Raw genomic sequence first — 25,424 nt, 5'->3', positions numbered from 1 at the left:
CGAATGGCGGGGGGTTTTTTTATGCCTGCAATAAATCCTTTACTATCACCGCCTTGACAAATAATTAGCTTTTTTTTGATAAAAACTTTACTTTATGTAATGACTTTTCCTGACCTGGAATGTTGTATCACGGTTTTAAAGATTCTATTATTAATATGAATTTAATATCGCCAGGTAAACAGTTAAATAAACTTAATGAAAAGCATAATTAATATTAACGGCAAGAGCTTCCTGCTTGCTCTGGCGTTATGCATGATTGTCGTGCCTTTTTCCCGACTTATTTCCCCCAAATCTGTTGTCGATGGCTTTGAGGTTTATCTTGCATGGATGCCACTGAGCGTCATGCTGGCGATCGTATTATTATTTGGTCGTCAGGCCATCCTGCCGATTATTATCAGTTTTGCCATACTTAACGAATGGAATTTACAGCTGTCGGCAAAGCAGGATGTTATCCTGCTTTTTTGCCAGGTATTTAGTACTTTAGCGGTATGCGCTATCCTCCGTTGGCAGGTGGGGCCGCGCTGGCGGTACCATGTGCCCAGCCGGTTTATGGCGGCGCGTATTTCTTGGCTGGGGTTTGCCCTTCCGCTGGCAATAAAACTGTCGATGTACCTGGCAGGCTATTTCTGTGATTTTCCTGTTACCCTCGCCAATTTCACGGACAGAGGCTCGGTGATTTATCATGTTGTCGATATTCAGAGCCTGGTTTGCGCCGTTATTATCTTTACGATGTTATTCTATTACCCATTAAGAATGATTATTAATCCGAATTATGCGCGTGCCTTCTGGCGAAGAAATATGCATAATTCCTTCTCATCCCGAAACCTGTTATTTACATCTGCTTTACTTCTTTGCCTTGTTTTTGTGCTTTTTCTGCTCTGTATACCCTTTACGTCAGATATTATTGCCGGCTATCTGGTTCCTGTTATTTTCATTTTATTCACAATTGGCATCAGTCGCTTTCGCTATCCCCTGATTGTTCTGGGCTGGGCGGTGAGCGCGTTATTACTGCTGACCTATAACAGCAACTTTCTGCAGGGGGTACAGAACGGCTACTCGCTGGCGTTTGTACTGTCGGTACTCATCTCCTTCGCCATCTGTCTGGCTTACATGTCGCGCATTTATCAGCGCAGCGAATGGCTTAAGCGCGGCTGGCAGGAGAGGGCGCTGGTCGATCCGCTGACCGGCTTGCGCAACCTGCGCGCTCTGGAGACGTTTCTGGCGGACAACAAGGGCACCACCCTGTGCTGTTTGCGGATGGATAATCTGGAGTTCCTGAGCCGTCATTACGGCCTGATGATGCGCGTGCAGTGTAAACGCGCCATCATTCGCCAGCTGCAGCCGCTGCTGATGCGTAATGAACAGGTTTTCCAGATCCCCGGTAACGAACTGGTCATCGTGCTCAGCGGCCCGGAACCCGGGGCGCGGTTACAGCACATCGTTGATCACCTGAACAGCCGTAAAATTTACTGGAACAACACCGGGCTGGATATTGAGTTTGGCGCCGCCTGGGGAGGCGTGGAGTACAAGTGCGGCGAAAGTCTCTACCATACGCTCGGCCAGCTCAGCTGGCTGGCGGAAAAAGTCCTGCCAGGCGCATCAGGTCCTGTCGCTGAATAACAGCCAGGAGACAGTCTCCGGGCAGACGACGGAGCGCGTCCTGATGCTTAGCCGTGTTAAGCAGGCGCTGGATGAGGGCGGCTTACGCCTGTATGCCCAGCCTATCCAGAGAGGAGACGGCGGAGGCTATCACGAAATCCTTTCGCGTCTGGAGAGCGACGGAGAGATCCTGACGCCCGATAAGTTTCTGCCGCTGGTGGCGCAGTTTAACCTGAGCCGACGCTTCGATATCAGCGTGGTAGAGGCGCTGCTGGCATGGTTGCGGGATCACCCCACAGACGCGCTCTGCGCGCGTTTCTCGGTGAACCTGATGCCCTTAACGCTGATGCAAAAAGAGGTTGCGGCGGAGATCATCGCCCTGTTTGAACGCTACAGGGTAAAACCGCAGACGGTGATCATAGAGGTGACCGAAGAGCAGGCGTTCTCCAATTCGGAAGTCAGTATCGCCAACATTCAGCAACTGCGTCACTACGGCTTCAAACTTGCCATCGACGACTTCGGTACTGGCTACGCCAATTACGAACGCCTCAAGCGCCTGCAGGCGGATGTCATCAAGATTGATGGCTGCTTCGTGAAGGATATTTGTAGCGACACAATGGATGCGATGATTGTGAAGTCGATCTGCAATCTGGCGAAGACCCGCTCTCTGTGTGTGGTGGCGGAGTATGTAGAAACGGAGGAGCAGCGAGAGATGTTGCTCGCCTCGGGAGTGGACTATCTGCAGGGGTATTTAGTGGGTAAACCGCGCCCGCTCAGTGAATTACAGGCGTAAAAAAACCGGGGAGGATAAGTCCCCGGTTTTTTTTGCTGATTACAGAACCAGTGCAGCGATAGACGCAGACAGGACGCTGACCAGCGTAGAACCGTAAACCAGTTTCAGACCGAAGCGGGAAACCACGTTACCCTGCTCTTCGTTCAGGCCTTTAATCGCACCCGCGATGATACCGATAGAAGAGAAGTTGGCGAAGGAGACCAGGAAGACAGAGAGAATGCCTTCGGCGCGCGGGGAGAGGGAACCAGCGATTTTCTGCAGATCCATCATGGCGACGAATTCGTTAGAAACCAGTTTGGTTGCCATAATACTGCCCACCTGCAGCGCTTCGCTTGCCGGCACACCCATTACCCAGGCAATCGGGTAGAAGATGTAACCCAGGATGCCCTGGAAGGAGATACCCAGTACGGCAGCAAACAGGGCGTTCAGCGCGGAGATCAGGGCGATAAAGCCGATCAGCATCGCTGCAACGATAACCGCCACTTTGAAACCTGCCAGAATGTACTCGCCCAGCATTTCGAAGAAGCTCTGACCTTCGTGCAGATTCGCCATCTGCAGGTTCTCTTCACTTTCATCCACGCGGTACGGGTTGATCAAGGACAGAACGATAAAGGTGCTGAACATGTTCAGAACCAGCGCAGCAACCACGAATTTTGGCTCCAGCATGGTCATATACGCGCCCACGATAGACATGGAAACGGTAGACATTGCAGTGGCCGCCATGGTGTACATGCGGTTGCGGGACATTTTGCCGAGGATATCTTTATAAGCGATAAAGTTCTCAGACTGACCGAGGATCAGGGAGCTTACGGCGTTGAAAGATTCCAGTTTGCCCATGCCGTTCACTTTCGACAGCACGGTACCGATAGCGCGGATCACAATCGGCAGAATGCGAATGTGCTGCAGAATACCGATCAGAGCAGAGATGAAGACGATAGGGCACAGAACTTTCAGGAAGAAGAATGCCAGACCTTCGTCGTTCATTTTACCGAACACGAAGTTGGTCCCTTCATTAGCAAATCCGAGCAGTTTTTCGAACATCTCAGAGAAGCCCTTCACAAAGCCCAGACCAACGTCTGAGTTCAGGAAGAACCAGGCAAGCAGCACTTCAATGACGAGCAACTGAATAACATAACGAATACGGATTTTTTTGCGATCGCTGCTGACCAGCAACGCAAGCACGGCAACGACAACAAGTGCCAGGACAAAATGTAGGACGCGGTCCATATTTGCTCCAAATATGAGGCAGGTTTAATTTCGCTGCACATTCTATGAAACAAGCGTAAAGAAAACGAGATCAAAGCCACACTATAGTCACGTCCTGTGACGAGACTCAAAAATAGTGACATGAGATACATTTTTGTTATGTTGTGTAAAAGCGTTAAAAGTTAAGTTTGTGTGCTACGCTTCACAAAGGTTGCGTATTTTTTACGCCCGCCAGCTTATTCATCATTCCAGCCTGCTGATTGTTCTTCGCTATCACTGTAATCACGATAACCACTTTAAATGAACTTGATAATCATTCGCATTTTGGTAGCATTAAACATAGCAAAGGCTATATTCCTGAGGCAAAAATGAGCAACAGTCGCGTTGATGAGAGTAGCAGTGGCAGAGCAGCACGCAAAATGCGGTTTGCATTAATGGGACCTGCGTTTATTGCCGCTATTGGCTATATCGATCCCGGTAACTTTGCCACCAACATCCAGGCCGGGGCCAGCTTCGGCTATAAACTGCTGTGGGTGGTGGTATGGGCCAACCTGATGGCGATGATGATCCAGGTGCTGTCGGCAAAACTGGGCATCGCCACCGGTAAAAACCTCGCCGAGCAGATCCGCGACCACTATCCGCGTCCGCTGGTCTGGTTTTACTGGGTGCAGGCAGAGATTATCGCTATGGCGACCGACCTTGCGGAATTTATTGGTGCCGCGATCGGTTTTAAGCTGATCCTGGGGGTATCGCTGCTGCAGGGCGCGGTGTTAACCGGTATCGCCACCTTCCTGATCCTGATGCTGCAACGTCGCGGGCAGAAGCCGCTCGAAAAAGTGATCGGCGGCCTGCTGCTGTTCGTGGCGGCAGCCTATATTGTTGAACTGATCTTCTCTCAGCCTGACTTCGTAGAGCTTGGCAAAGGGATGGCTATTCCGAGCCTACCCACCACCGAAGCGGTGTTCCTGGCGGCCGGGGTACTGGGGGCGACAATTATGCCGCACGTGATCTATCTGCACTCCTCGCTGACTCAGAATCTGCACGAGGGGTCGCGGCATGAACGCTATTCCGCGACCAAATGGGACGTGGCGATCGCCATGACCATCGCCGGGTTTGTGAATCTGGCAATGATGGCCACCGCCGCGGCGGCATTCCACTTCAACGGTCATACCGGTATTGCCGATCTGGATCAGGCCTATCTGACGCTGGAACCTTTACTCAGCCACGCGGCGGCCACCATTTTTGGCCTGAGCCTGGTGGCGGCGGGTCTCTCGTCGACGGTGGTGGGCACCCTGGCGGGGCAGGTGGTGATGCAGGGCTTTGTACGCTTCCATATTCCGTTGTGGGTGCGTCGCTCCGTCACCATGCTGCCGTCCTTTATCGTGATCCTGATGGGGTTGGATCCGACCCGCATTCTGGTGATGAGCCAGGTGCTGCTGAGTTTTGGTATTGCACTGGCGCTGGTGCCGCTGCTGGTATTTACCAGCGACAGGAAGTTGATGGGCGATCTGGTGAACAGCGTGATGGTCAAACGGGCAGGGTGGGCGATAGTGGTGCTGGTGGTGGCGCTGAACCTGTGGCTGCTGATCGGCACAGCACTGGGCTTATAAAAAAGGCGCCGCGAGGCGCCTTTTTCCTGTTAGTGACGGTGACCGTGTCCGCCATGACCGTGACCTTTGCGGCCGCGGTGGTCATCACGATCGTTCCAGCCTTCGCGGTAGCCACGCTCGTAAGCGTTGCGTTTATCCCAGCCACGATGATAGCCGTTATCATGTTTGTGCCAGCGGTTGCCACGCCATTCATAATTACGATGCCAGTAGCCGCGATCACGCCAGCCGCCACCGTCCCAGTAGTTACCGTAATTATCGCGATCGCCAATTTGTAATTTTATCGATGGCAACAGGGTGATTTCGCCAGCATTAGCGACCAGCGGGGCTGAAGCCATTAATACTGCTGCCAGAATCAGGGACCTGAACATTATTATTCTCCTTCACGATCGGAGCCGTAATCGGCTTGTTAATGCAATTTTAAGGGGCGGTAAAGCCCCGGATAATCGCTTTAACTCCTAATTCAGAAGGCGTAGCACTTTTTGCTAAAAGTGCTTTTATTCTGCGCTGTTCAGGATCGATTCTATTTCGCTAAGTTCCTCTGGCGTGAAGTGACGATTCGCCAGCATGCCCACCGCATCGTCGATTTGCGCCGTTTTGCTGGCACCGATCAGCACCGAGGTGATGGCCTCGTGATGTAATACCCAGGCCAGCGCCATCTGCGACAATTTCTGATTCCTACGTTCGGCCAGCGCATTGAGTTTGCGCACCTTAACCAGCTTCTCTTCCGTGATCTGATCCGGGTTAAGGAAGCGGCTGCCGCTGGCGGCGCGGGAGTCTGCCGGAATGCCGTTCAGATAACGGTCGGTCAGCTGGCCGCCGGCGAGCGGCGAAAAGGCAATGCATCCCACCCCTTTCTTTTTAAGCACATCCAGTAATCCCTCTTCAGGCGTGCGTTCCAGCATCGAGAATTTTGGCTGGTGGATCAGGCAGGGGGGTACCCAAATCATCGAGGATCTCAATGGCCCGTTGCGCCAGCTCTGCCGGGTAGTTGGACAGTCCGACGTACAGCGCCTTGCCCTGACGCACGACGTGGTCGAGCGCTTTCATGGTCTCCTGCAACGGCGTTTCCGGATCCGGGCGGTGGTGATAGAAGATATCAACATACTCCAGCCCCATGCGTTTCAGGCTTTGATCGAGGCTGGCGATCAGGTACTTACGTGAGCCCCAGTCGCCGTACGGCCCGTCCCACATGGTATAGCCCGCTTTGCTCGAGACGATCAGCTCATCGCGCAGGCCGCTGAAATCTTCCTGCAGGATCCGCCCGAAGTTACGCTCAGCCGATCCCGGCGGCGGACCGTAGTTGTTGGCAAGGTCGAAATGGGTAATGCCCAGATCGAAGGCGCGATGTAAAAGTTGACGGCTGTTTTCAATCAGGGTGGCGTCGCCAAAGTTGTGCCACAGCCCGAGGGAGATGGCAGGTAGCTTAAGACCGCTTTGCCCACATCGTTGATAATTCATTGACTGATAACGATTTTGATCCGCCTGGTAAACCATGAGTTTTATCCCTCTGCGTCAGAAAGTCATTCAGTGTATACGTTTACACCACGACTGAGGCAAACAGATTACCGCGCAAAAATACGTAAAGCATGGTTTCCAGGATCTGATTATCGCCATTCCTGGACAGCTATCACGCTTCTTCAATACTCAAAGTGAAGTCAACATTATAAGGATAATAGTCATGCTTACCCCCTACACCGTCGCCGATTACCTGCTGGACCGCCTTACAGATTGTGGTGCCGATCATCTGTTTGGTGTGCCAGGCGACTACAACTTGCAGTTCCTCGATCACGTTATCGCCAGCCCGGATATTGGCTGGGTGGGTTGTGCTAACGAATTAAACGCGGCCTACGCTGCAGATGGCTATGCGCGCTGCAAAGGGTTTGCCGCGCTGTTGACCACCTTTGGGGTGGGCGAGCTCAGCGCCATGAACGGTATCGCGGGCAGTTTTGCCGAGCACGTTCCGGTTCTGCATATCGTGGGTGCGCCGGGAAGTGCCTCGCAAAAAAGAGGGGAGCTGCTGCACCATACCCTCGGTGACGGCGAGTTTCGTCACTTCTATAAAATGAGTGAACCCGTTACCGTCGCGCAGGCGCATCTTACCGAACAAAACGCCTGCTATGAAATTGACCGCGTATTGACCGAAATGCTCCGGGAGCGCCGTCCCGGCTACATTATGCTGCCGGCCGATGTGGCAAAAAAACCTGCCAGCCCGCCTGTAAGCGCTCTCATTGACCGGCTGTATGAAAGCGACAGTTTCCGCCTCGATGCCTTCCGCCAGGCGGCGGAGAAAAGACTGGCTGCGAGCGAGCGCACCGCGGTGCTGGCCGATTTCCTTGTCCTCCGTTACGGCCTGAAAAATCAGCTCCAGCGCTGGGTGGAGCAGACGCCAATGGCGCACGCCACCCTGCTGATGGGGAAAGGGATTTTTGACGAGCGCAAACCGGGCTTCGCGGGCACCTACAGCGGCTCCGCCAGCGCCGGTGATATCAATGAAGCTATTGAAGGCGCCGATACGGTGATCTGCGTGGGGACGCGCTTTACCGATACGCTTACCGCCGGATTTACCCACAAGCTCACGCATCAGCAGACCATTGACGTTCAGCCGCACGCCTCGCGGATCGGCGACGTCTGGTACACCGGTATTCCAATGACCCAGGCGATCGAGGTGCTCGCCAGCCTGTGCCATCAGTACGTTAATACCACCACGGCGGCCCGCCCGGCACGGCAGTTGCATGCGGTCCATCCTGGCTCGTTGACGCAGGATAGTTTCTGGAAAACGCTGCAAACCTTTATTCGCCCGGGGGGATATCATTCTGGCCGATCAGGGGACATCGGCCTTTGGTGCCGGCGCGCTGCGGTTACCTGAAGACGTGAACTTTATCGTTCAGCCAATCTGGGGCTCGATTGGCTATACCCTCGCCGCCGCCTATGGCGCGCAGACGGCCTGCCCGGACCGCCGCGTGATTGCGATCACCGGCGACGGCGCGGCGCAGCTCACCATCCAGGAGCTGGGCTCGATGCTGCGGGACAAACAGCGCCCGGTGATCATGGTCCTGAACAACGAAGGCTACACGGTAGAGCGCGCCATTCATGGTCCGAATCAGCGCTATAACGACATTGCGCTGTGGAACTGGACGCAGATCCCGCAGGCCCTCAGCCTGGACTGTCAGGCCGAGTGCTGGCGGGTGAGTGAGGCGGTGCAGCTGGAAGAGGTGCTGGAGAGAGTGGCGCACCCGGAACGGCTTTCACTGATTGAGGTCATGCTGCCGAAAGCCGATGTTCCGCCGCTGCTGAGCGGCATCATTCAGGCGCTGGAAGCGCGCAAAAGCGCCTGATTACTTCTCATCGTTCCAGGCAGCCAACATGGGTCTGCCCGCCAGCAACAGCCAGGCGGGCAGCATCACGATACAGAGCAGCGGCAGCAGGGTGGTGTCTGGCACCACCACTGCTGCCATAAACAGACTCAGCCAGGCATCCCGGGTGACAACCAGCACCAGCCCCAGAATCGAACAGGAGATGGTGATCGCTGCTGGCACCGCCTCGACGTGCTCATGCAGCATCAACCCCAGCGCGGCACCGACAAACACCGCCGGGAAGATCCGCCCACCGCGAAAACCGCAGGCCGCTGCCACCACCAGCGCCGCCAGTTTGATCAGCGCAAAGAGCAGATAATCTGAGACGCTGAACAGCTGACCAAAGGCCATCTGCTGCATCTCATCCAGCCCTTTAAACAGCGTAATGTTACCCCCGATAGCCCCGAGGATCCCCAGAATCAGACCACCCACACCGAGAATCAGCACCGGGTGCTTCAGACGATGCATCAGCCGGTGCAGACGCGGCAGGCACCAGACCGCCACCATCCCCAGCGCAATGGCAATGGCGACGACAATTGCCCCGCTAAAGATATCCACCAGCTGCATCTGGCTGTAGTGGGCGATGGGTAACGAGAAGTGGGGATGGAAAAAGAGGCTGGTGGTCAGGGCCCCCGCGGCGGCGGATAACAGCGGGGCGAACAGGCGGTCCCAGAGGGGGATCTCGGTGTTGCCGCTCAGGGTCTGGGAAAATATCAGCGCCGCCGCGACGGGCGTGCCAAATAGCGCGCCGATGGTGCCCGCCGAGGCGAGAATGGTCCAGTCCAGGGCGTTCACCCGGGGGGAAGATGCGCGAACCCACGGCAACGGCGAGGGCGATATTCACCGCCATCACCGGATGCTCGGGCCCGAGACTGACCCCGCCCGCCAGGCCGATAATCAGGGCGATAATTAACCCCGGCAGGGCTGCGGCATCCACCGGAGCCCCAATCAGCGGCTCGGTCGCCGGGTCCGGCCCGGCATGACCCGGGCTATAGCGGATCACCAGACCCACGGCAATACCGGTCAAGGTCAGGGTCAAAATCACCCAGGTCGGGGAACTCGCGCTGAGGCCGACCGTGGAAGGCAATGACGTCCACAGTATTGACTGTAATACTGAGGCGACTTTCATAATCACAATCAGAATCAGGCTGGAGGCGACGCCAATAATCAGCGCGGGCGGGGCCAACAGCAGCATCGTTCTGGCTCGCGGATGGAGCATGATGATTTCCTTGTAAAAAATGGCGGTCTTTACTTTGCACGCTCAGACTGATGCTAATAGTGCAAATGGTGCTGAAACGGTAAAGTGAATCTGTGACGAAGATCGATAATCCTGGGGTGCTTTTATTCAGGTCGTTGTTGTTATCGGGCCTTGAATTTAGAGTGTGCCAAAGAGTTATTTTGACTTTAGCGGAGCAGTAGAAGAATGACAAAGTATGCTTTGGTAGGTGATGTAGGAGGCACTAACGCGCGTCTGGCGTTATGTGACGTCAATACGGGGGGAGATCTCCCGCGCCAAAACCTATTCCGGGCTGGATTATCCCAGCCTTGAAGCGGTGGTTCGTGTCTATCTGACCGAGCATGATGTCAGCGTGGAGGATGGCAGTATTGCCATTGCCTGCCCGATTACCGGTGACTGGGTGGCGATGACCAACCACACCTGGGCGTTTTCCACGGCGGAGATGAAAGCGAACCTCGGTTTTGCGCATCTGGAAATTATTAACGACTTTACCGCGGTGTCGATGGCGATCCCGATGCTCAAGCCGGAGCATCTGATCCAGTTCGGCGGCACCCAGCCGGTGGAAGGTAAGCCGATCGCCGTCTATGGTGCCGGTACCGGTCTTGGCGTCTCCCATCTGGTACACGTCGATAAGCGCTGGATCAGCCTGCCGGGCGAAGGCGGCCACGTCGATTTCGCGCCTAACAGCGAAGAAGAGGGCATTATTCTCGAAGAGCTGCGCGCGGAGCTGGGCCACGTGTCGGCGGAGCGCGTGCTCTCCGGTCCGGGGCTGGTGAATCTCTACCGGGCGATCGTCAAGTCTGACGGGCGTCTGCCGGAAAACCTGCAGCCGAAAGACGTGACCGAACGTGCGCTGGAAGATAGCTGCACCGACTGCCGTCGTGCGCTGTCGCTGTTCTGCGTCATCATGGGGCGGTTTGGCGGCAACCTGGCGCTGAATCTGAGCACCTTTGGCGGGGTCTATATCGCGGGCGGGATCGTGCCGCGCTTCCTCGACTTCTTTAAATCCTCCGGTTTCCGCGGCGGCTTTGAAGACAAGGGCCGCTTCCGCGACTACGTTCGTGATATCCCGGTATACCTGATCGTCCATGACAACCCGGGCCTGCTGGGCGCCGGGGCGCATCTGCGTCAGACCCTGGGCCAGGTGCTGTAATCCTTCCTCCCCGGTAAACGTCCGTTCACCGGGGATCTTTCTTACAGGTGCATCAGCTGGCGAAACTCTTTCACCTTGCTGCGACTCACCGGCACCTGAAAATCCAGATCCTTCAGCCGCAAAATGTAGGTGTTGTTAAACCAGGGCTCAATCTCGCGGATCTTGTGCAGGTTGACGCAAAACGACCGGTGACAGCGGAAAAAATGGCTCGTCGGCAGCTTGCTGCAGAATTCGGTAATGTTCATCGGCATGACGAACGACTCGCGCCGGGTATAGACAAAGGTCATCTTCTCATGCGCTTCGGCGTAATAGATATCGTCCACCGGCGTCACGATGATGCGCTCGTCTTTGATCAAATTAATAGTGTCATTTTCACGCGTGACCGGTGAGACTGCGGCCTGTCCCGCGCCCGACTGCTGCTGCCAGGCTTGCTCAAGCTTTTGCAGCATGCTGACGATTCGGGATTCCTGATACGGTTTCAGAATATAGTCGAAGGCCTCCAGCTCGAAGGCCTCCACCGCATGCTCTTTCCACGCGGTCACAAAAACGATAAAAGGCTTGCTGGCAAACTGGCTGATGTTTTGTGCCAGCAGCACGCCGTCCAGCGACGGAATGTTGATATCCAGAAAAATGGCATCGACCCTGTTGTGCTGAAGGTATTTCAGCACGTCCAGCCCGTCCTCAAAGGTGCCGACGATCTCCATCTGGCTGTGTTCTTTGATCAGCCAGCTCAGCTCCTGTTGCGCGAGTATTTCATCTTCCACAATGATGACTTTCATGGGTTACTCTCTCCAGGGCGATAACAACGTCTGCGCATGAACGGCGGAGCGTTCATTGGGCACATAAAAGGCAATCTCGGTGCCCGGCTCAAGGCGGCGAATATGCAGCCCTTCACCATAGAGCAGCTTAACGCGGTGGTGAACATTCAGCAGGCCAATTTTATTGCCGGGCATCTCGTTCGACTCCACCCGCTCAATCACTTTCGGATCGATCCCGTGGCCGGTGTCGCGCACCGCCACCCGCACGCGGTTGCCGCACTCCGCCACGCTTATTGTCACCACGCCCTTGCCCTTGCGCGGCTGAATGCCGTGGACAATGGCATTCTCCACCAGAGGCTGGATCAGCAGGCTCGGGATCACGCAGTTCACCTCTTCATCAATGTCATAGATGACGGTGAGCTTATCGCCAAACCGCGCCTGCTCGATGGCGATGTAATCCTTAATCTGGTACAGCTCTTTTTTGATGTCGATCTGTTCGTCATCCTTCAGCTCAATGTTGTAGCGCAGGTAGCGCGACAGATTGAAAATCAGCTGCCGGGCGGTGTCCGGATTGAGGCGGATCGACGAGGAGATAGCGTTCAGGGCGTTGAACAGGAAATGGGGATTAATTTTACTCTGCAGGGCGCGCAGCTCGGCCTTGTTGGCCATCTCCCGCAGCTGCTCGGCACGCGAAACCTCCAGTTGGGTGGAGATAATCTGCGACAGCCCGACCGCCATCTCCTGTAAAGAGGAGGTGATCTGGTGCGCGTGGCAGTAGTAAATTTTTAGCGTGCCGGTGACGACCCCTTTTTCCCACAGCGGGATCACCAGCATGGAGTGGATCTCCGGCGTGCGGTGGGCTTCGTCGTTATTTTTGATAATGATTTTGCCGTCGCTGATGGCCTGACGGGTGGTGGGGCTGACGGTATCGTCATTATCCCGGTAGTTATGCTCGCCCACGCCCACATAGGCCAGCACCCGGTTAATATTGGTAATGGCAACGGCATCGGCGTGAATATCGGTGCGGATGATGTCGCACACCTTACGCAGGGATTCGGCGTTAATATCGCGAAACAGCGGCAGGGTTTTATTGGCAATATCCAGCGCCAGTTTGGCCTGGCGCGCGGCGCTGGCCTCTTTTTCGCCCTCCACGCTCTGCACCAGCAGCACGATAAAACCGATGCAAACGGTGCCCAGGATCATCGGGATGCCGATTTTCGATACTATATCCAGCCCCAGTTCGACGGTCGGTGCCCAGGCCACCACCAGAATCATGGTCATGGTTTCACAAACCATTCCACCGATAATGCCCGCCCGCCAGTGCTGCTTTTTGGCGAATTTGCGGTTGATCCAGCCCGACATCACGCCCGCAATAACGCAGGTGATCAGGCAGGGGACAGCCGTCACGCCGCCGATATCGATCAGGTAACGGTGAAGCCCGGCGATGACCCCGGTGATAATCCCCACCCAGGGGCCAAACAGGATCCCGCCTGACATTACGGCAATAATGCGCACGTTGACCAGGGAGCCTTCCACCGGCACCCCGGACCAGGTGCTGAACAGGGCAAACATCGAGAAGATGACGGTGACCGCCAGCAGCTCGCGCGGCGAGTGGGCCGATTTATGCAGCAGCTCGCGGAACAGGCGGATACGGATCAGGAAGAAAAGGCAAATCAGCATTAATGCCGCGCGATCGAAGACCGCCAGCAGCATATTGAATATTTCGTGCACGGGTAAACCTGGGAAAACGGGAAAGAACCATGATAAAAAACCTGACGCCCAATGACCAGTCATCCGTCAGTTTTATGAAATGGGGATAAACCATACTATTCAAAGGGGATAGTTTCAGGTTGACCAGAACGTTGCTCCGTTGAGAAAACCCACCCGAAAGTCGTAAATCTATTGATATTAAAATGTTAAGAAAATGGCATCAGAAATGCCTCTTTTTATTCTCACTTCCCGTTTTAGCCGCAGCAGTGTTCCCGTTTTAGCGCTACGTTTTTTTTTATTTTTGCCTCTCGACAAGGCGAATTTTTTCGGGTTATTTTCTAAACACGCCACACACCGTGGCGACGTCGCTCGGACGGTCCGGGCGCTAACGTTATCTGAGGTAGTTATGGCTGACTCCAGTCCTGAACGTCGTTTTTCGCGTATCGATCGTCTTCCCCCCGTATGTATTCAATATTACCGCCGAACTGAAAATGGCTGCGCGTCGGCGCGGCGAAGACATTATTGATTTCAGTATGGGCAACCCGGACGGCGCGACGCCGCCGCATATCGTGGAAAAACTCTGCACCGTTGCCCAGCGCCCGGATACGCATGGCTACTCTACCTCCAAAGGGATCCCGCGTTTACGCCGCGCCATCTCGCGCTGGTATCAGGATCGCTATCAGGTGGAGATCGATCCCGAGAGCGAAGCCATCGTCACCATCGGCTCGAAAGAGGGGCTGGCGCATCTGATGCTGGCGACGCTGGATCATGGCGACACGGTGCTGGTGCCAAATCCCAGCTACCCGATCCATATTTACGGCGCGGTCATCGCCGGCGCGCAGGTCCGCTCCGTGCCGCTGGTGGAGGGCGTCGACTTTTTCAACGAGCTGGAACGCGCCATTCGCGAAAGTTATCCGAAGCCGAAGATGATGATCCTCGGCTTCCCCTCCAACCCGACCGCCCAGTGTGTCGAACTCGATTTCTTTGAAAAGGTGGTGGCCCTGGCGAAGCGTTACGACGTGCTGGTGGTCCATGACCTGGCCTACGCCGATATTGTCTATGACGGCTGGAAAGCGCCGTCGATTATGCAGGTCCCCGGCGCACGCGACGTGGCGGTGGAGTTCTTTACCCTGTCGAAAAGCTACAACATGGCGGGCTGGCGTATCGGCTTTATGGTCGGCAACAAGACGCTGGTGAACGCCCTGGCGCGCATCAAAAGCTATCACGACTACGGTACCTTTACCCCCTTGCAGGTGGCGGCCATTGCTGCTCTCGAAGGGGATCAGCAGTGCGTGAAGGATATCGCCGCGCAGTACAAACGCCGTCGCGATGTGCTGGTCAAAGGGCTGCATGAGGCGGGCTGGATGGTCGAGATGCCGAAAGCCTCGATGTACGTCTGGGCCAAAATTCCGGACGCCTACGCCGGGATGGGCTCGCTGGAGTTCGCCAAGAAGCTGCTGCAGGATGCGAAAGTCTGCGTCTCGCCGGGCGTGGGCTTTGGCGAGTACGGTGATACGCACGTGCGTTTCGCGCTGATTGAGAACAGTGACCGTATTCGTCAGGCGGTGAGGGGGGATTAAGAGTATGTTCCGTGCCGACGGGCTATTGCCGCAGACGACAAAAGCCTCGCCGGAGCAGACCGGGGAGTAAGCACCAAAAAAACAGGAGCCAATTGGCTCCTGTTTTTTTGACTATATATTCTTTGCTCAGTTCATCATCAGGGCAAAAGTACCGACCCAGGCGAACACAATAACTGAAAAACCCATAAAGAAATATTTCACGTTCATCGCTCCGCGTATTTCGTGATACGCATTAAATACAGAGTCCAACTGAGTATAGAGAGGTGAAGTCAGGCCAGGACGGAAATGAGAATTATCCCCGTGATGGCATTAACTCCAGCTCAGAATTCTGTGCTTTCAGGTAGCCAGACGGCGCTAATGTACGCCTAAATTTCAGGGGTGACAAGAGGGGTTTTCTTAAATAATTTCCGTCACTTACGAGTGTCGTGGAACGGCGACAGTTTAATTTCCCAGGGTAATAAATTGTGCTTGAGCAACATAGCCTGCTAACGATACATCATCGTGATTACAGGTGATTGAAAAGGTTAGTTTCAAGGCGAAACTAACCTTCAGAAGAGGGTTAACGATAGAGGGAGGCCTCGCCCTCAGGACGGGTTTTGAAGCGGCGATGTACCCACAGATACTGCTCCGGCGCACGCATGATCTCTCGCTCGATCACCTTGTTGATCCAGGCTGCGGCAGCCACCTCTTCCTGCGGATAGTTTTCCAGTTCCGGCATGATAAACAGGCGATAACCGCTGTTATCGGTTTTTCTCACCATGGTCACGGTCAGCATCGTGGCTTTGGACAGGCGTGAAATCACAAATGTCCCGTTGGTGGTGGCGACATTTTTCACCGCGAAGAAGGGGGCGAAGCTGCTGCCGTTGCGGCCGTAATCCTGATCGGGGGCAAACCACACCGCTTCCCCTTTTTTCAGGGCGCTGACTAATCCGCGTAAGTTATTTCGGCTGATCATTGCCTTATTGGAACGCATGCGGCCCCGGGTCTGCACCCACTCCATCAGCGCGCTGTTGTGCGGCCGATAGGTGGCCATCATCGGCTGGCATAGCCCCATGACGCGACCGCCCAGCTCCAGCGACATAAAATGCACGCCGATCACCATCACTCCGCGGTTTTTGGCCTGCGCGCGCTGTAAATTTTCCAGACCTTCCACATCGAACCACTTGCGTACCCGATGATCCGGCCAGAACCAGGCCATCCCCGTTTCCAGTAACGCCATGCCGATGGATTTAAAGTTTTCAGTAATAAGATGCTCGCGCTCTTCGGGCGACATGGCCGGAAAACAGAGCTCGAGGTTTCTGCGGCCGATGGATTCCCGGCGTTTCAGGAAACGGCGCGAGAGGCTACCAAGGGTGGAACCCAACCAGAGCAGCGCCGGGTAGGGAAGTTGCACGAGCAGCCACAGGACACCCAGACCAAACCACGTAAACCAGTAACGCGGGTGTAAAAGGGCGAGTGTGAATTTGCATTGAGACAAGATAAAACAACCTTTATGAAGAGTGTGTAGGTAGCCCCAGACGGGCGATACGCCGTACTGCTTTTATGACCCGTATTAATACTAATGGTTCCGGGCTGTTACCGTACAGGTCGACTGGTCTGATAATGCGATTTGCCGTTGGGCGGCGTAATGTAGCACTGAATATATCTTAACTGCCATCACTACTTTGTGCCTAAAAATACAGCAAAAAACAGGCATGTTTATTGTCTCTAAAAAGACCTTAGTTTTCACGTGTTTCATAGCCAAAATCAAAGCCCATTAACAGGTTCTCGCGTAAGGCGTGGTTGAGCGGATAGCTGTAGCTTTGCCCGATGCTCACCGCATGAATAACCCGCAACAGCGTGCCGCCGCTCAGCGTCGAGGGCTCCCCGGTAATCGCCACATCCGCCCCCTGTAAACCCTGGCGTAAGGCGTGATAAGCCGGTGAGGCCGTAATGCTGTTATTCATCACGCTGAACATCCCCAGCAGCAGGCAGATCAGCAGCACCGGGAAGGTCAGCGGATGGCGGTTGAGCAGGCGAACCGGACGCCACGAGGTGATATACAGCAGGGCCGCGCTCAGGGGGAGCAGCAGCAGATAGAGCAGTTTTGCCAGATGGGTGAGCGCGCCGAGCAGCGAGAACATCAGCGCAATCGGCGGGACAATCACCGCCCGCGCCGCATCCTCTCCCTGCTTTTCATTCACGCCGCCCGCGCCGTAGCTTGCCAGCGCGGCCTGCAGGTGGGGGAGCTGCTGTTGCACAGCGTAATCAAGATGGGGTGCCTGTAACTGTAGGGCGAACTGCTTCAGGGCGTCATCTTTAGGGTATTCGGGACGAATCCTGCTCTGGCGGGGGAGGGACAGCCTGTCACGCAGCCTGTTCTGCACCACCTCCAGCATAAAAAACGCCTCCCAGTCGAGCCGGGCAGGGATTATCTCTCCGTGATAACGCACCTCTGTCTGCGTAATCTTGTAGTAGTCGAGATAGTCCTTATAAATTTCCGCACGCGCCGCCAGCCAGGCTTTGTAATAGCCGAGGATCCCCCCCCTCCTGGACGCTGATGCTGTCGCGCAGGTTCTGCGCCGCCTCGCTTTCGAGCAGCTGGTGATAGCGGCTGACCGAACTCATCAGCAGCGGCAGCATTGCCAGAAACGCTTTCCCCGACGGGCTGGACCAGGTCTGGCGCTGCCCGCCGTCGGGATCCAGCGGGATCCCCTCCAGCGTCTGATGTCCGTCAATTAAGGATTGCTGATAGAGCTGTGCCAGTAGCGACTTCTGGCGAAATTCACCGGTACTTTGCGCGACCTGGTGCTCAATCACTCGCTCCACCGTCTGCCAGGTCACCACGCCGGTCAGCAGGCAGAGCGAAAACACCATGCTTGCAACGTACAGCGGGGGAAAATCGATGCCGCGCCTTTTCAGCCCGGCGTTGCCCGCCAGCACCAGCTGTAGCACCAGCAGGGCCGCGGCGATGGCGGTTAACGCCCGGCCATAGCGTTCCATGCTGTGAATGTCGTCGGGCGTGGAGAGGCTGCCCACCAGATCCAGCAGGCGCGAGTTGAATGCCAGCTCGCAGATGAGATAGGTGAGGGTGATGATAATCACCAGAGCGTTCTGCCAGAGCGGCAGCGTAGGTCGCTTAATCGCAGGGCGAGGACTGAGTTCACCGATGACGCGTTCCGTCATGATTTCAGCTCCAGACTTGTCTGACGGGTTATCGCCGGTTGCCAGATCTGCTCGGGCAACGAATTGTCCAGCACCGGTACCGCCCTGGGCTGACGTTGTTCTGCTGCTTTAATCGGCGGCCGTTTTTTCACTTTCACCGGCGACGGCGCGTCCTCAGGTATTTCTCTGTATGGCTCCTGCGCGCGCTGCACGGGTATCGCCGGGGGGTTGAACGTACCCGGGACGATAGTATTTTTGTACCGGCCGTCCCCGGCTGGCGGCATTGTCATGGGAAGAGCACCCGCTGACGCCCAGGACCAGCATCAACAGCATCAGCCCGCAGCGGAGTATTTTTTGCAGTGGCACGCTCATCAATTTGTCCTGACCCTGTATCACAGCGGAGGGATGTCTCCTTAACTGTAATCGGGAATTGTAATTCAGGTAGTTGTCCCACCTGAAAATCCCCCTGTGCGCCGCTCCGTTGAGGCGGCGATAGGGTCAGTATGTATTCACCACCAACATCCACTCCTCATGATTTATTATTATTCACTCCCTGCTCCTCGTCCGATGGCATGAGACCAAAGCGGTCGTCCAGCGCCATCACCAGCATACATTCACCCTTCACGCTGACGGCGCGCCAGCCCGCGCCGCTCTCGTCAATCGCCATTCCTTGCGCTTTCAGCTGCGCGATCAGATCGGCAAATTCAGCCTCGTTAACCGGGCGTGGCTGCCAGAAGGTCCGTTTATTGTCGGTAAAGATCGGCAAGAGCTGGATCTGTGGCGTCGGGTGGCCGAGCAGCAGACGGACGATAAAACCGTACGCGGGCATGCCGCGCGCCTGATACTCGCCGTTACTGTTAAACACCGCGTTGCCGATGCTGTAGACCACCAGGCTCTCACCCAGCCGGGCGGCGTCGCCCGCCATATGCGGCCCGGAGCCGATGATGAGATCGGCACCGGCCTCGCTCAGGCGTTTCGCCAGCGCCCGCTGGCCGGCGGTGGTCCAGCGGTAGTCCAGCCCCCAGTGGGCCAGTACGATGGTGGTGGCCGGGCGGGGGCTCGCTTTCTCCTGACGCAGCTGTTCGATCAATCCGCCGCTCAGGCAGGCGACGCCCGCGCGGCGGGGGCGGGCGTAAAAGGCGCACTCCTGCTCCATGTAGCGTCGATACCAGTAGGCGCTGAAGATTTTGTACTGCCTGCCGCCCACCGTCAGCACCAGCGGGGCCTGCGCCTGATGCGCATTAAGACCGGCTCCGATGCAGGCGATCCCACCTTCCTGAAACGCTGCCAGGGTACTGTGCAGACCCGGTAATCCGGCGTCCATGGCGTGATTGTTGCCCAGCGCCACCGCGTCGATGCCCTGCTTACGCAGGGCGGCAACCGAGGCGGCCGGATCCCCGGTCAGACAGAACGGCTTCCGGCCCTCAAGGCTGGCGCTCAGGTCGGTGGTCAGCGCCGCTTCGAAGTTGGCGAGGGTAAAGTCGCTGCCGCGCAGCAGCGGGGCAATAGCCGCGAAGCTGTGGTCATAGCCGTGGCGCTGGAGGGCGTCATCAATCCCGCGCGCCTGGCGCCTGCGGGTGTACCACTCGCCAAAATAGGTGTCACCCAACAAGGTAAGGGTGGCGGCTGGCTTTTCGATCTGCCGGGCGACGGACTCCGGAACGGGCGCTCTGCCTTCAGCCCTGGCCAGCAGCGCATCCAATAGATAGTCGAGATGGAAAGCGTCATCCGCCCCGGCGGCACAGGCCAGCCACAGCTCGCCGGCAATCCACTGCAGCGCAACGCCCCAGCGTCCGGCACTGAACTGCCCCCAGGCGCTGCCGTCACTGTGCAGGTTGCTGCTTTTACGGTAGACCCGCTCGCCGATCGCCGCCTCATTCTCCCCCAGCCACGGCAACAGGTGCGGGTAGCGCTGGTGGAAATGGCGCACCAGCCGGGCGATATCCGCCAGCGTGGTGCGTTGGCCAGGGCGGGGGCGGCCTGAGACGTTATTGAGATGGGTGTGGCGCATCCCCAGCGTGGCGATCCGCGCCCGGAGCTGTTTCAGCGCTTCTGCGCTGCTGCCCGCCAGCAGTTCTGCAAGGTGAATGGCGGCATCGCAGGCGTTATGGATCAGCATCCCCTGCACCAGTGATTTTACGGTAACTGTGCTGCCCCGCGGCAGGCCGAGCGCCGGGTTGCCCTCCAGGACGGTAGCGGCAATATCGTGCACGTTAACCGGGGTTTCGAGGGTGATTTTTTTCGCCAGCAGACGCTCCGCGACACAGACGGTCAGCAATAGCTGGCTGAGGTAGCCCGGCGCAAAGGTGCTGTCGCTCAGCTCAGAGACCCGCTGTTCGCCGGTAGAGAGGTTGATCAGCAGGCGGGCGGTTTGCCCCTTCCCGAGCGCAGTCGGCGCGGCGAGGCGGGTTTTCAGCAGGCCGACGACCCGCTTAAAGTCGGAATTGCGCGTGCTGCCTTTGACCAGCACGATATCGCCGTCGCGTAACGCAGGGGCAGCGGCCTCCACCAGCGCCTCAGCGGTGAGGAAATGACCGCCGCGAACCTCCTCCGGCAGGGCATCGTGCAGAGCCGACATCTCCTCACCGTGCAGAAATGCCTGCTGGCATCCCGCCGACAGCAAGGGATCCGCCAGCGCGCGGTGGATCGCCCCGGCCTGCTCGCCGAGATTGACGATGCGCCCGAGCAGGGCAATAACCCGACCACCGCCGTCGCGGGCACGCTGCGCCGCCACCTCAAAGGCGTTGAGCAGCGACAGGTATTCGGCGTTGTAGCTGTCATCAATCAGGGTGACCGCTCCGCCGTCTGGCAGCGCCAGCGCGGTAATGCCCATATGCTGCCCGTCGCCGCGCCAGGCTTCGAGGCAGGTGATGCTCTGCTCCGGGCTGACGCCCAGCAGATCGGCGGCGATCAGCGCCGCCACCGAGTTAAGCGCGCCCCCCTTGCCGGGGACTGCCAGCCGGTAACTCAGCGTCTGATTGCGGAAAGTGAGGGTAATCTGGCTCCCGCCCTCATCCGGAGCAAAGGCTGTAATGCGCACGTCAGCGGCGGACTCGAAACCGTAGCTGATGATGCGGGCACCATCGCGGCTGACCCCCTCCGCCACGATGTCGTACCCGGCCATATCGCGGTTTAAAATGGCGTAGCCGCCCGGAATCAAACCGTGGCTGATGCGGGCTTTAAAGCGCGCCACGTCCTCAAGGGAGGTGACGCTCCTCCCCACCTGGGTAATACCGATTTCGGTCACGATGACGATATGCGGCTTGATGCGCGGGCCGATCCCGCCGTTGCGCATCCACAGGGCCGAGATCGCCACCTCCATCACCACCGCCTGCGGATTGCAGGCGGTGCGGGCCAGCGTGACCGACGCCCCCGTGCGGGTGTTATGGTTGCCGCGGCTCGCCACCACCGACATGCGAGGAGCAAGGATGCTGTCCAGCATCTCTTTGGTCGTCGTTTTCCCTACCGTACCGGTGATCGCCACCAGTTTACCGTCCAGCCGCCGCCGCGCCTCTTCTGCCAGCCACAGCAGCGCCTGATAGCTGTTGCCAATCACCAGTTGGGGAAAATCCGGGGGCAGATCCTCCAGGCGTCGCTGGACGATCGCCCCGCAGTAGCGGGAGGCATGGCGTGAAAGCGACAGATGAGTATCGTCCCAGCCCGCGTAAATACCGGTGTTGCCGGAGCCCTGCCGCCAGGTGTCGGGGTCGATAGCGACAAACAGGCAGGGGCCGGAGTAGGACGTTTTATCGTGCAGAATGGCGATGTCGTCAGCACGCCAGTCAGCATTTGGGCGATTATGCCACCGGCTGCCGGGCAGTTTTTCGAGATCGGCGGCCGTCCATCCCGGTGCGTCAGCAGGGTGTTGGCGGGTTGATGTCTGGTTCATGGTCGTGTCCTTACGGTGTTGGGGAATGCCCGCGCTGCGGACAAAGCTGAATGGCGTTGATAGCGGCATTGCCCGTCAGATCGTGATACTCCGGCGGGGCAGCGGGGCGTTCGAGCAGCATCACCCGGTGGCCATGCTGGCGCAGCGCAGCGGCAAAGCGCGCCTGCAGATCGAACGGCGTATTGCGATCCTGTGGGTTGCCGATCACCAGGATCAGCCGCAGGGGATCGGCGGCGATCCCGCTAATATGGTCGAGCGGATCCCAGGGATGGGGCAGTCCGGTGCCGTCCAGCTCAGGGGCAGGGGGGCGCATTTCGCTGCTGGCGCATGCGCTGGGCACGCTCCAGCAACCCCCAGGCACCGGAGGTCAGCACCGCGCAGTCGATATCCCGGCGGCCGCTGGTCAGCAGAGCTGAGGCCGCAGTAGCACCGCCGCTGTGTCCGCTGAGGATAAAACGCTGAATGCCGTAGCGGGCTTTGATGGTATCGAGTGCGGCCGCGATCGCCTGAAACTCTTCCGCCTGGCGGCGGCGGTAGTGGTTGCCGCTGGAGCCGTAGGTGCCGGGACGGGCGATGATGATCGTCGGCAGACCGGTCTGGCGCAGCATGGCCCGGGCCTGACGGCGCTGGGCGTCGGCGGTATTGCCGGGGATGGCGTCGGGCGAGCGCTTAATCTGTGAGACGCGGTCGCCTTTCAACACCACCAGAACCAGCGGGGCGTCGCGTAGAGTGCCCGCGCTGAAATAGCGCATACAGGCCACGCCATTCGGGTACTGCACCCAGGCGGCGTCGTTGCTGGTCGGGCAGTGCTGTCGGCTGGCCGGTTGGTTCCACAGCAGCGGCGTCTCAGCGTGAGCGACAACGCTTAGCAGCAGAAAACCTAACGCACACCATCGACTCACAACACCGCCTCGCGGGGAAACAATAGACATACAGAATACACAACTTGTCATACATAATGTTATCATCGGTTAGGATTTTTCTGACAGGGTTCCTCTGGCGTTATCAGGAGTTAAAATGCCGCTCAGCGACTTACTTGCGCAAACCCGCCCGGCGATGGAATTGCTGGAGGTTGCGCCTAAACCGTCGATTTGCCCCGCCTGGGCGATCTTTTTTAGTGCTTCTGATAGTCAAAGCCGTGCGCACATTGTGCAGGGCCGCGGCGACACTTTTGAGCAGGCCTGGCAGCAGGGCGAGCAGGCGCTCCAGCAGTGGCAACAGCAGAGCGGTACCGACGTCTGCTGGCTCCGGGTTGACCTTGTCGATAAGGTAGAAGCACTGCGCTGGGACACGCTGGAAACCCGATTAGCCAAAACCAAACGTAACTATTTTCGCTATGGCCTGAGCCTCGATCCGGCCTTTCGCTACGCCATGCTGGAGCAGGAAATTGCCGCCAACGCGCTGCTCTATCACGGCGACTATGGCGTCGCCACGCCGAATGCCAACAACCTGGCCCATTTCTCACGCCGTCGCTTCGGGGCAGTGCTGAGATGGCCAGAACAGCCTGACCAGAGGCTCTGGCGCTTCACCACCCGGGCGCTGTTTTGCGACGGCGAGCAGCTGCTGCCTGTCGAATCAACCGGGCGGAACAGCGGCTACCGCCAGCTCCCCGACTGGCAGGCGACGGCGCTGGATCCGATGATTGCCTCAGCCACCGACTATCTGGCGCGCCAGATCACCGCCTCCGGGCGTTACCAGTACGGCTGGTTCCCCTGCTTCGATCGCGCCATTCCGACCTATAACGCCCTGCGCCACGCCAGCTCAACCTATGCCCTGCTCGAAGGCTGGGAAGTGACGCGGGAGCCTGAACAGTTCGCGGCAATCGGGCGGGCGCTAAACGACCTTTGCACCACCTTTATTCGCACATATACGCTGCCGGACGGTAGCGAAGCTGACTTCCTGGTGGACACCGGAGATGAGATCAAGCTCGGCGGCAACGCGGTGTGCATCCTGGCGATGGCGAAATACTGCGAGCTGACCGGTGACAACCGCTACCTGGAACAACTGGCGCGGCTGGCGAACGGGATCGGCTTTATGCAGGATCCGCAGACCGGCGGGTTTGTCCATGTGCTTAACGCCGGGGATCTGTCCCTCAAGGCGGCGCACCGCATAATCTATTACGACGGTGAAGCGGCCTTTGCCCTGATGCGTCTCTACGGGCTGACGAAGGCACCGCGCTGGCTGGACATGGTCGAACGGGCGATGGAGCACTTTATCGAACAGAAGCACTGGCAGGCCCACGATCACTGGCTCAGCTACTGCGTAAACGAGCTGACGCTCTACCGGCCGCTGGAGCGCTACTACCAGTTTGGGCTGGATAACGTGCGCGACCATCTCGACTTTGTCCAGAACCGGATCACCACTTATCCCACGCTGCTGGAGCTGATGATGGCGGCATCAAAGATGATCGCCCGGCTTGAAGCCTCGCCGCATCAGCATCTGCTGGCCGGCTTCGATATGGACGTGTTCAACCTGGCGCTGGAGACCCGCGCCCGCTATCTGGCCAACGGCTTTTTCTGGCCGGAGCTGGCGATGTTCTTTAAAAACCCGCCGCGTATCCTCGGCAGCTTCTTTATTCGTCACCACAGCTACCGGGTGCGGATCGACGATGTTGAGCACTACCTCTCTGGCTATGTCGCGTATCGCCAACGCTGGCGCGCCCGGTCAGGCGAGCAGTAAGCCGCCCCTATGCGAGTTCTTCGTTCTCTCCTCTCAGTGCGTTGTCGACATTGGCTGTCGCTCTGGCTGGTGGTCCTGCTGGCTATCTCGCCCGGGCTCGGCGCCGGGTGGGATTTCAGCGCCATCAGCACCCGCACCGAGCGGCTGTATGGCCCGGCTTCCCCCGCGGCCCGACAGCGGATCGATGAGTGGGCGGCCTTGCTTAACAAGCCGTCGCAGGGCACGATCCAGGATAAGTTAAAGCAGGTTAACCAGTTCTTTAACGCCAGAATGGCTTTTCGGGATGATATCGTCGTCTGGAAGCAGCAGGATTACTGGGCAACGCCGATTGAATTTCTGCGTAAAGGGGCAGGGGACTGTGAAGACTTTGCGCTGGCGAAGTATTTCACCCTGCGCGAAATGGGCGTTCCCGCGAATCAGCTACGTATTACCTATGTAAAAGCACTCGAACTGAATCAGGCGCACATGGTGGTGACATGGTATCCCACCCCCACGGCGATCCCGCTGGTTCTGGATAATCTGAAAACCGCCATCCTGCCGGCTACCCAGCGTACTGACCTGCTTCCGGTCTACGCGTTTAACGGCGAAGGGCTCTGGCTGCCGCAGTCCGGCGGCAACAAACGCGTGGGCGACAGCAAACGGCTCTCCCGCTGGCAGGATCTTCTCACCCGAATGCGTGCAGAAGGATTTGTAATTAATGAATAGGATAGGGC

General features: G+C 57.4%; 14 protein-coding genes and 6 pseudogenes. 7 read left to right on the top strand and 13 right to left on the bottom strand.

Features of this window, described 5'->3' with window-relative positions:
• Window positions 1–195 precede the first annotated feature (195 nt).
• Window positions 196–2,392, top strand: a pseudogene (locus tag AAHB66_RS16570) (EAL domain-containing protein).
• A gap of 39 nt (window positions 2,393–2,431) precedes the next feature.
• Here the strand turns inward: AAHB66_RS16570 and AAHB66_RS16565 are convergent.
• Window positions 2,432–3,619, bottom strand: a complete 1,188-nt coding sequence (locus tag AAHB66_RS16565) for a NupC/NupG family nucleoside CNT transporter (protein WP_347113655.1) — start codon at window positions 3,617–3,619, stop codon at window positions 2,432–2,434.
• A 347-nt stretch (window positions 3,620–3,966) separates the two neighbouring features.
• Between AAHB66_RS16565 and AAHB66_RS16560 the strand changes: the two genes are divergently transcribed.
• Window positions 3,967–5,208, top strand: coding sequence for an Nramp family divalent metal transporter (locus tag AAHB66_RS16560; RefSeq protein ID WP_347113654.1), 1,242 nt, complete (start codon window positions 3,967–3,969; stop codon window positions 5,206–5,208).
• Between the two features lie 29 nt (window positions 5,209–5,237).
• Here AAHB66_RS16560 and ypeC read toward each other — a convergent pair whose 3' ends face one another.
• Window positions 5,238–5,576 carry a DUF2502 domain-containing protein YpeC gene (gene ypeC / locus AAHB66_RS16555; RefSeq protein WP_347113652.1) on the bottom strand — a complete coding sequence of 113 codons (339 nt, stop codon included), beginning with the start codon at window positions 5,574–5,576 and terminating at the stop codon, window positions 5,238–5,240.
• A 126-nt stretch (window positions 5,577–5,702) separates the two neighbouring features.
• Window positions 5,703–6,702: pseudogene (gene mgrA / locus AAHB66_RS16550) on the bottom strand (L-glyceraldehyde 3-phosphate reductase).
• A 184-nt stretch (window positions 6,703–6,886) separates the two neighbouring features.
• Between mgrA and ipdC the strand changes: the two are divergent.
• Window positions 6,887–8,543: pseudogene (ipdC, locus tag AAHB66_RS16545) on the top strand (indolepyruvate decarboxylase).
• Here the strand turns inward: ipdC and AAHB66_RS16540 are convergent.
• A pseudogene (locus AAHB66_RS16540) lies at window positions 8,544–9,780 on the bottom strand (ion channel protein).
• A 204-nt stretch (window positions 9,781–9,984) separates the two neighbouring features.
• On the opposite strand from AAHB66_RS16540, the pseudogene glk reads away from it, so the two are divergent.
• Window positions 9,985–10,951, top strand: a pseudogene (gene glk, locus AAHB66_RS16535) (glucokinase).
• A 41-nt stretch (window positions 10,952–10,992) separates the two neighbouring features.
• On the opposite strand, the gene AAHB66_RS16530 reads toward glk, so the two are convergent.
• The gene (locus AAHB66_RS16530) at window positions 10,993–11,730 is read right to left on the bottom strand and encodes a LytTR family DNA-binding domain-containing protein (RefSeq protein ID WP_347113650.1); all 738 of its coding nucleotides are present in this window, start codon (window positions 11,728–11,730) and stop codon (window positions 10,993–10,995) included.
• Window positions 11,731–11,733: 3 nt separating this feature from the next.
• Complete coding sequence (locus AAHB66_RS16525) at window positions 11,734–13,440, bottom strand: sensor histidine kinase (protein ID WP_347113648.1); 1,707 nt, start codon at window positions 13,438–13,440, stop codon at window positions 11,734–11,736.
• Between the two features lie 385 nt (window positions 13,441–13,825).
• Between AAHB66_RS16525 and alaC the strand changes: the two are divergent.
• Window positions 13,826–15,069, top strand: a pseudogene (gene alaC, locus AAHB66_RS16520) (alanine transaminase).
• 489 nt (window positions 15,070–15,558) lie between these two features.
• On the opposite strand, the gene lpxP reads toward alaC, so the two are convergent.
• From lpxP to AAHB66_RS16485, 7 genes are all read right to left on the bottom strand, one after another.
• Complete coding sequence (gene lpxP, locus AAHB66_RS16515; protein ID WP_347116508.1) at window positions 15,559–16,479, bottom strand: kdo(2)-lipid IV(A) palmitoleoyltransferase; 921 nt, start codon at window positions 16,477–16,479, stop codon at window positions 15,559–15,561.
• Between the two features lie 238 nt (window positions 16,480–16,717).
• Window positions 16,718–17,377, bottom strand: coding sequence for a hypothetical protein (locus AAHB66_RS16510; RefSeq protein ID WP_347113646.1), 660 nt, complete (start codon window positions 17,375–17,377; stop codon window positions 16,718–16,720).
• Between the two features lie 91 nt (window positions 17,378–17,468).
• Window positions 17,469–18,164 (bottom strand): hypothetical protein, encoded by a 696-nt coding sequence (locus AAHB66_RS16505; protein WP_347113645.1) that lies wholly within the window; start codon window positions 18,162–18,164, stop codon window positions 17,469–17,471.
• A complete protein-coding gene (locus AAHB66_RS16500) occupies window positions 18,161–18,433 on the bottom strand; it encodes a hypothetical protein (RefSeq protein ID WP_347113643.1) in 273 nt (90 codons plus the stop codon). Before AAHB66_RS16500 ends, AAHB66_RS16505 begins: the two co-directional genes overlap by 4 nt.
• A 239-nt stretch (window positions 18,434–18,672) precedes the next feature.
• Window positions 18,673–22,032 carry a CapA family protein gene (locus tag AAHB66_RS16495; RefSeq protein ID WP_347113642.1) on the bottom strand — a complete coding sequence of 1,120 codons (3,360 nt, stop codon included), beginning with the start codon at window positions 22,030–22,032 and terminating at the stop codon, window positions 18,673–18,675.
• 10 nt (window positions 22,033–22,042) lie between these two features.
• Window positions 22,043–22,345 carry a hypothetical protein gene (locus tag AAHB66_RS16490; RefSeq protein ID WP_347113641.1) on the bottom strand — a complete coding sequence of 101 codons (303 nt, stop codon included), beginning with the start codon at window positions 22,343–22,345 and terminating at the stop codon, window positions 22,043–22,045.
• Entirely contained in the window at window positions 22,326–22,934 is a 609-nt protein-coding gene (locus tag AAHB66_RS16485; protein WP_347113640.1) for an alpha/beta fold hydrolase, read from the bottom strand. Before AAHB66_RS16485 ends, AAHB66_RS16490 begins: the two co-directional genes overlap by 20 nt.
• A 115-nt stretch (window positions 22,935–23,049) precedes the next feature.
• Here AAHB66_RS16485 and AAHB66_RS16480 point away from each other — a divergent pair, with 115 nt between their 5' ends.
• Both AAHB66_RS16480 and lapG read left to right on the top strand, forming a co-directional pair.
• Complete coding sequence (locus tag AAHB66_RS16480; RefSeq protein WP_347113639.1) at window positions 23,050–24,711, top strand: Mur ligase; 1,662 nt, start codon at window positions 23,050–23,052, stop codon at window positions 24,709–24,711.
• A gap of 9 nt (window positions 24,712–24,720) precedes the next feature.
• Entirely contained in the window at window positions 24,721–25,416 is a 696-nt protein-coding gene (gene lapG, locus AAHB66_RS16475) for a cysteine protease LapG (protein WP_347113638.1), read from the top strand.
• Window positions 25,417–25,424 lie beyond the last annotated feature (8 nt).

It is taken from the genome of Leclercia sp. S52 (genome assembly GCF_039727615.1).
Classification (GTDB): Bacteria; Pseudomonadota; Gammaproteobacteria; order Enterobacterales; family Enterobacteriaceae; genus Enterobacter; species Enterobacter adecarboxylatus_B.
Note: the sequence above shows the minus strand (reverse complement) of the source record. Positions and strands in the feature narration are given on the sequence as shown.

Coding starts and splice junctions, on each gene's coding strand:
- AAHB66_RS16565 (WP_347113655.1), bottom strand. CDS start 3,619: ATGGACCGCGTCCTACATTTTGTCCTGGCACTTGTTGTCGTTGCCGTG.
- AAHB66_RS16560 (WP_347113654.1), top strand. CDS start 3,967: ATGAGCAACAGTCGCGTTGATGAGAGTAGCAGTGGCAGAGCAGCACGC.
- ypeC (WP_347113652.1), bottom strand. CDS start 5,576: ATGTTCAGGTCCCTGATTCTGGCAGCAGTATTAATGGCTTCAGCCCCG.
- AAHB66_RS16530 (WP_347113650.1), bottom strand. CDS start 11,730: ATGAAAGTCATCATTGTGGAAGATGAAATACTCGCGCAACAGGAGCTG.
- AAHB66_RS16510 (WP_347113646.1), bottom strand. CDS start 17,377: ATGCTGGAGGTGGTGCAGAACAGGCTGCGTGACAGGCTGTCCCTCCCC.
- AAHB66_RS16505 (WP_347113645.1), bottom strand. CDS start 18,164: ATGACGGAACGCGTCATCGGTGAACTCAGTCCTCGCCCTGCGATTAAG.
- AAHB66_RS16500 (WP_347113643.1), bottom strand. CDS start 18,433: ATGACAATGCCGCCAGCCGGGGACGGCCGGTACAAAAATACTATCGTC.
- AAHB66_RS16495 (WP_347113642.1), bottom strand. CDS start 22,032: ATGAACCAGACATCAACCCGCCAACACCCTGCTGACGCACCGGGATGG.
- AAHB66_RS16490 (WP_347113641.1), bottom strand. CDS start 22,345: ATGCGCCCCCCTGCCCCTGAGCTGGACGGCACCGGACTGCCCCATCCC.
- AAHB66_RS16480 (WP_347113639.1), top strand. CDS start 23,050: ATGCCGCTCAGCGACTTACTTGCGCAAACCCGCCCGGCGATGGAATTG.
- lapG (WP_347113638.1), top strand. CDS start 24,721: ATGCGAGTTCTTCGTTCTCTCCTCTCAGTGCGTTGTCGACATTGGCTG.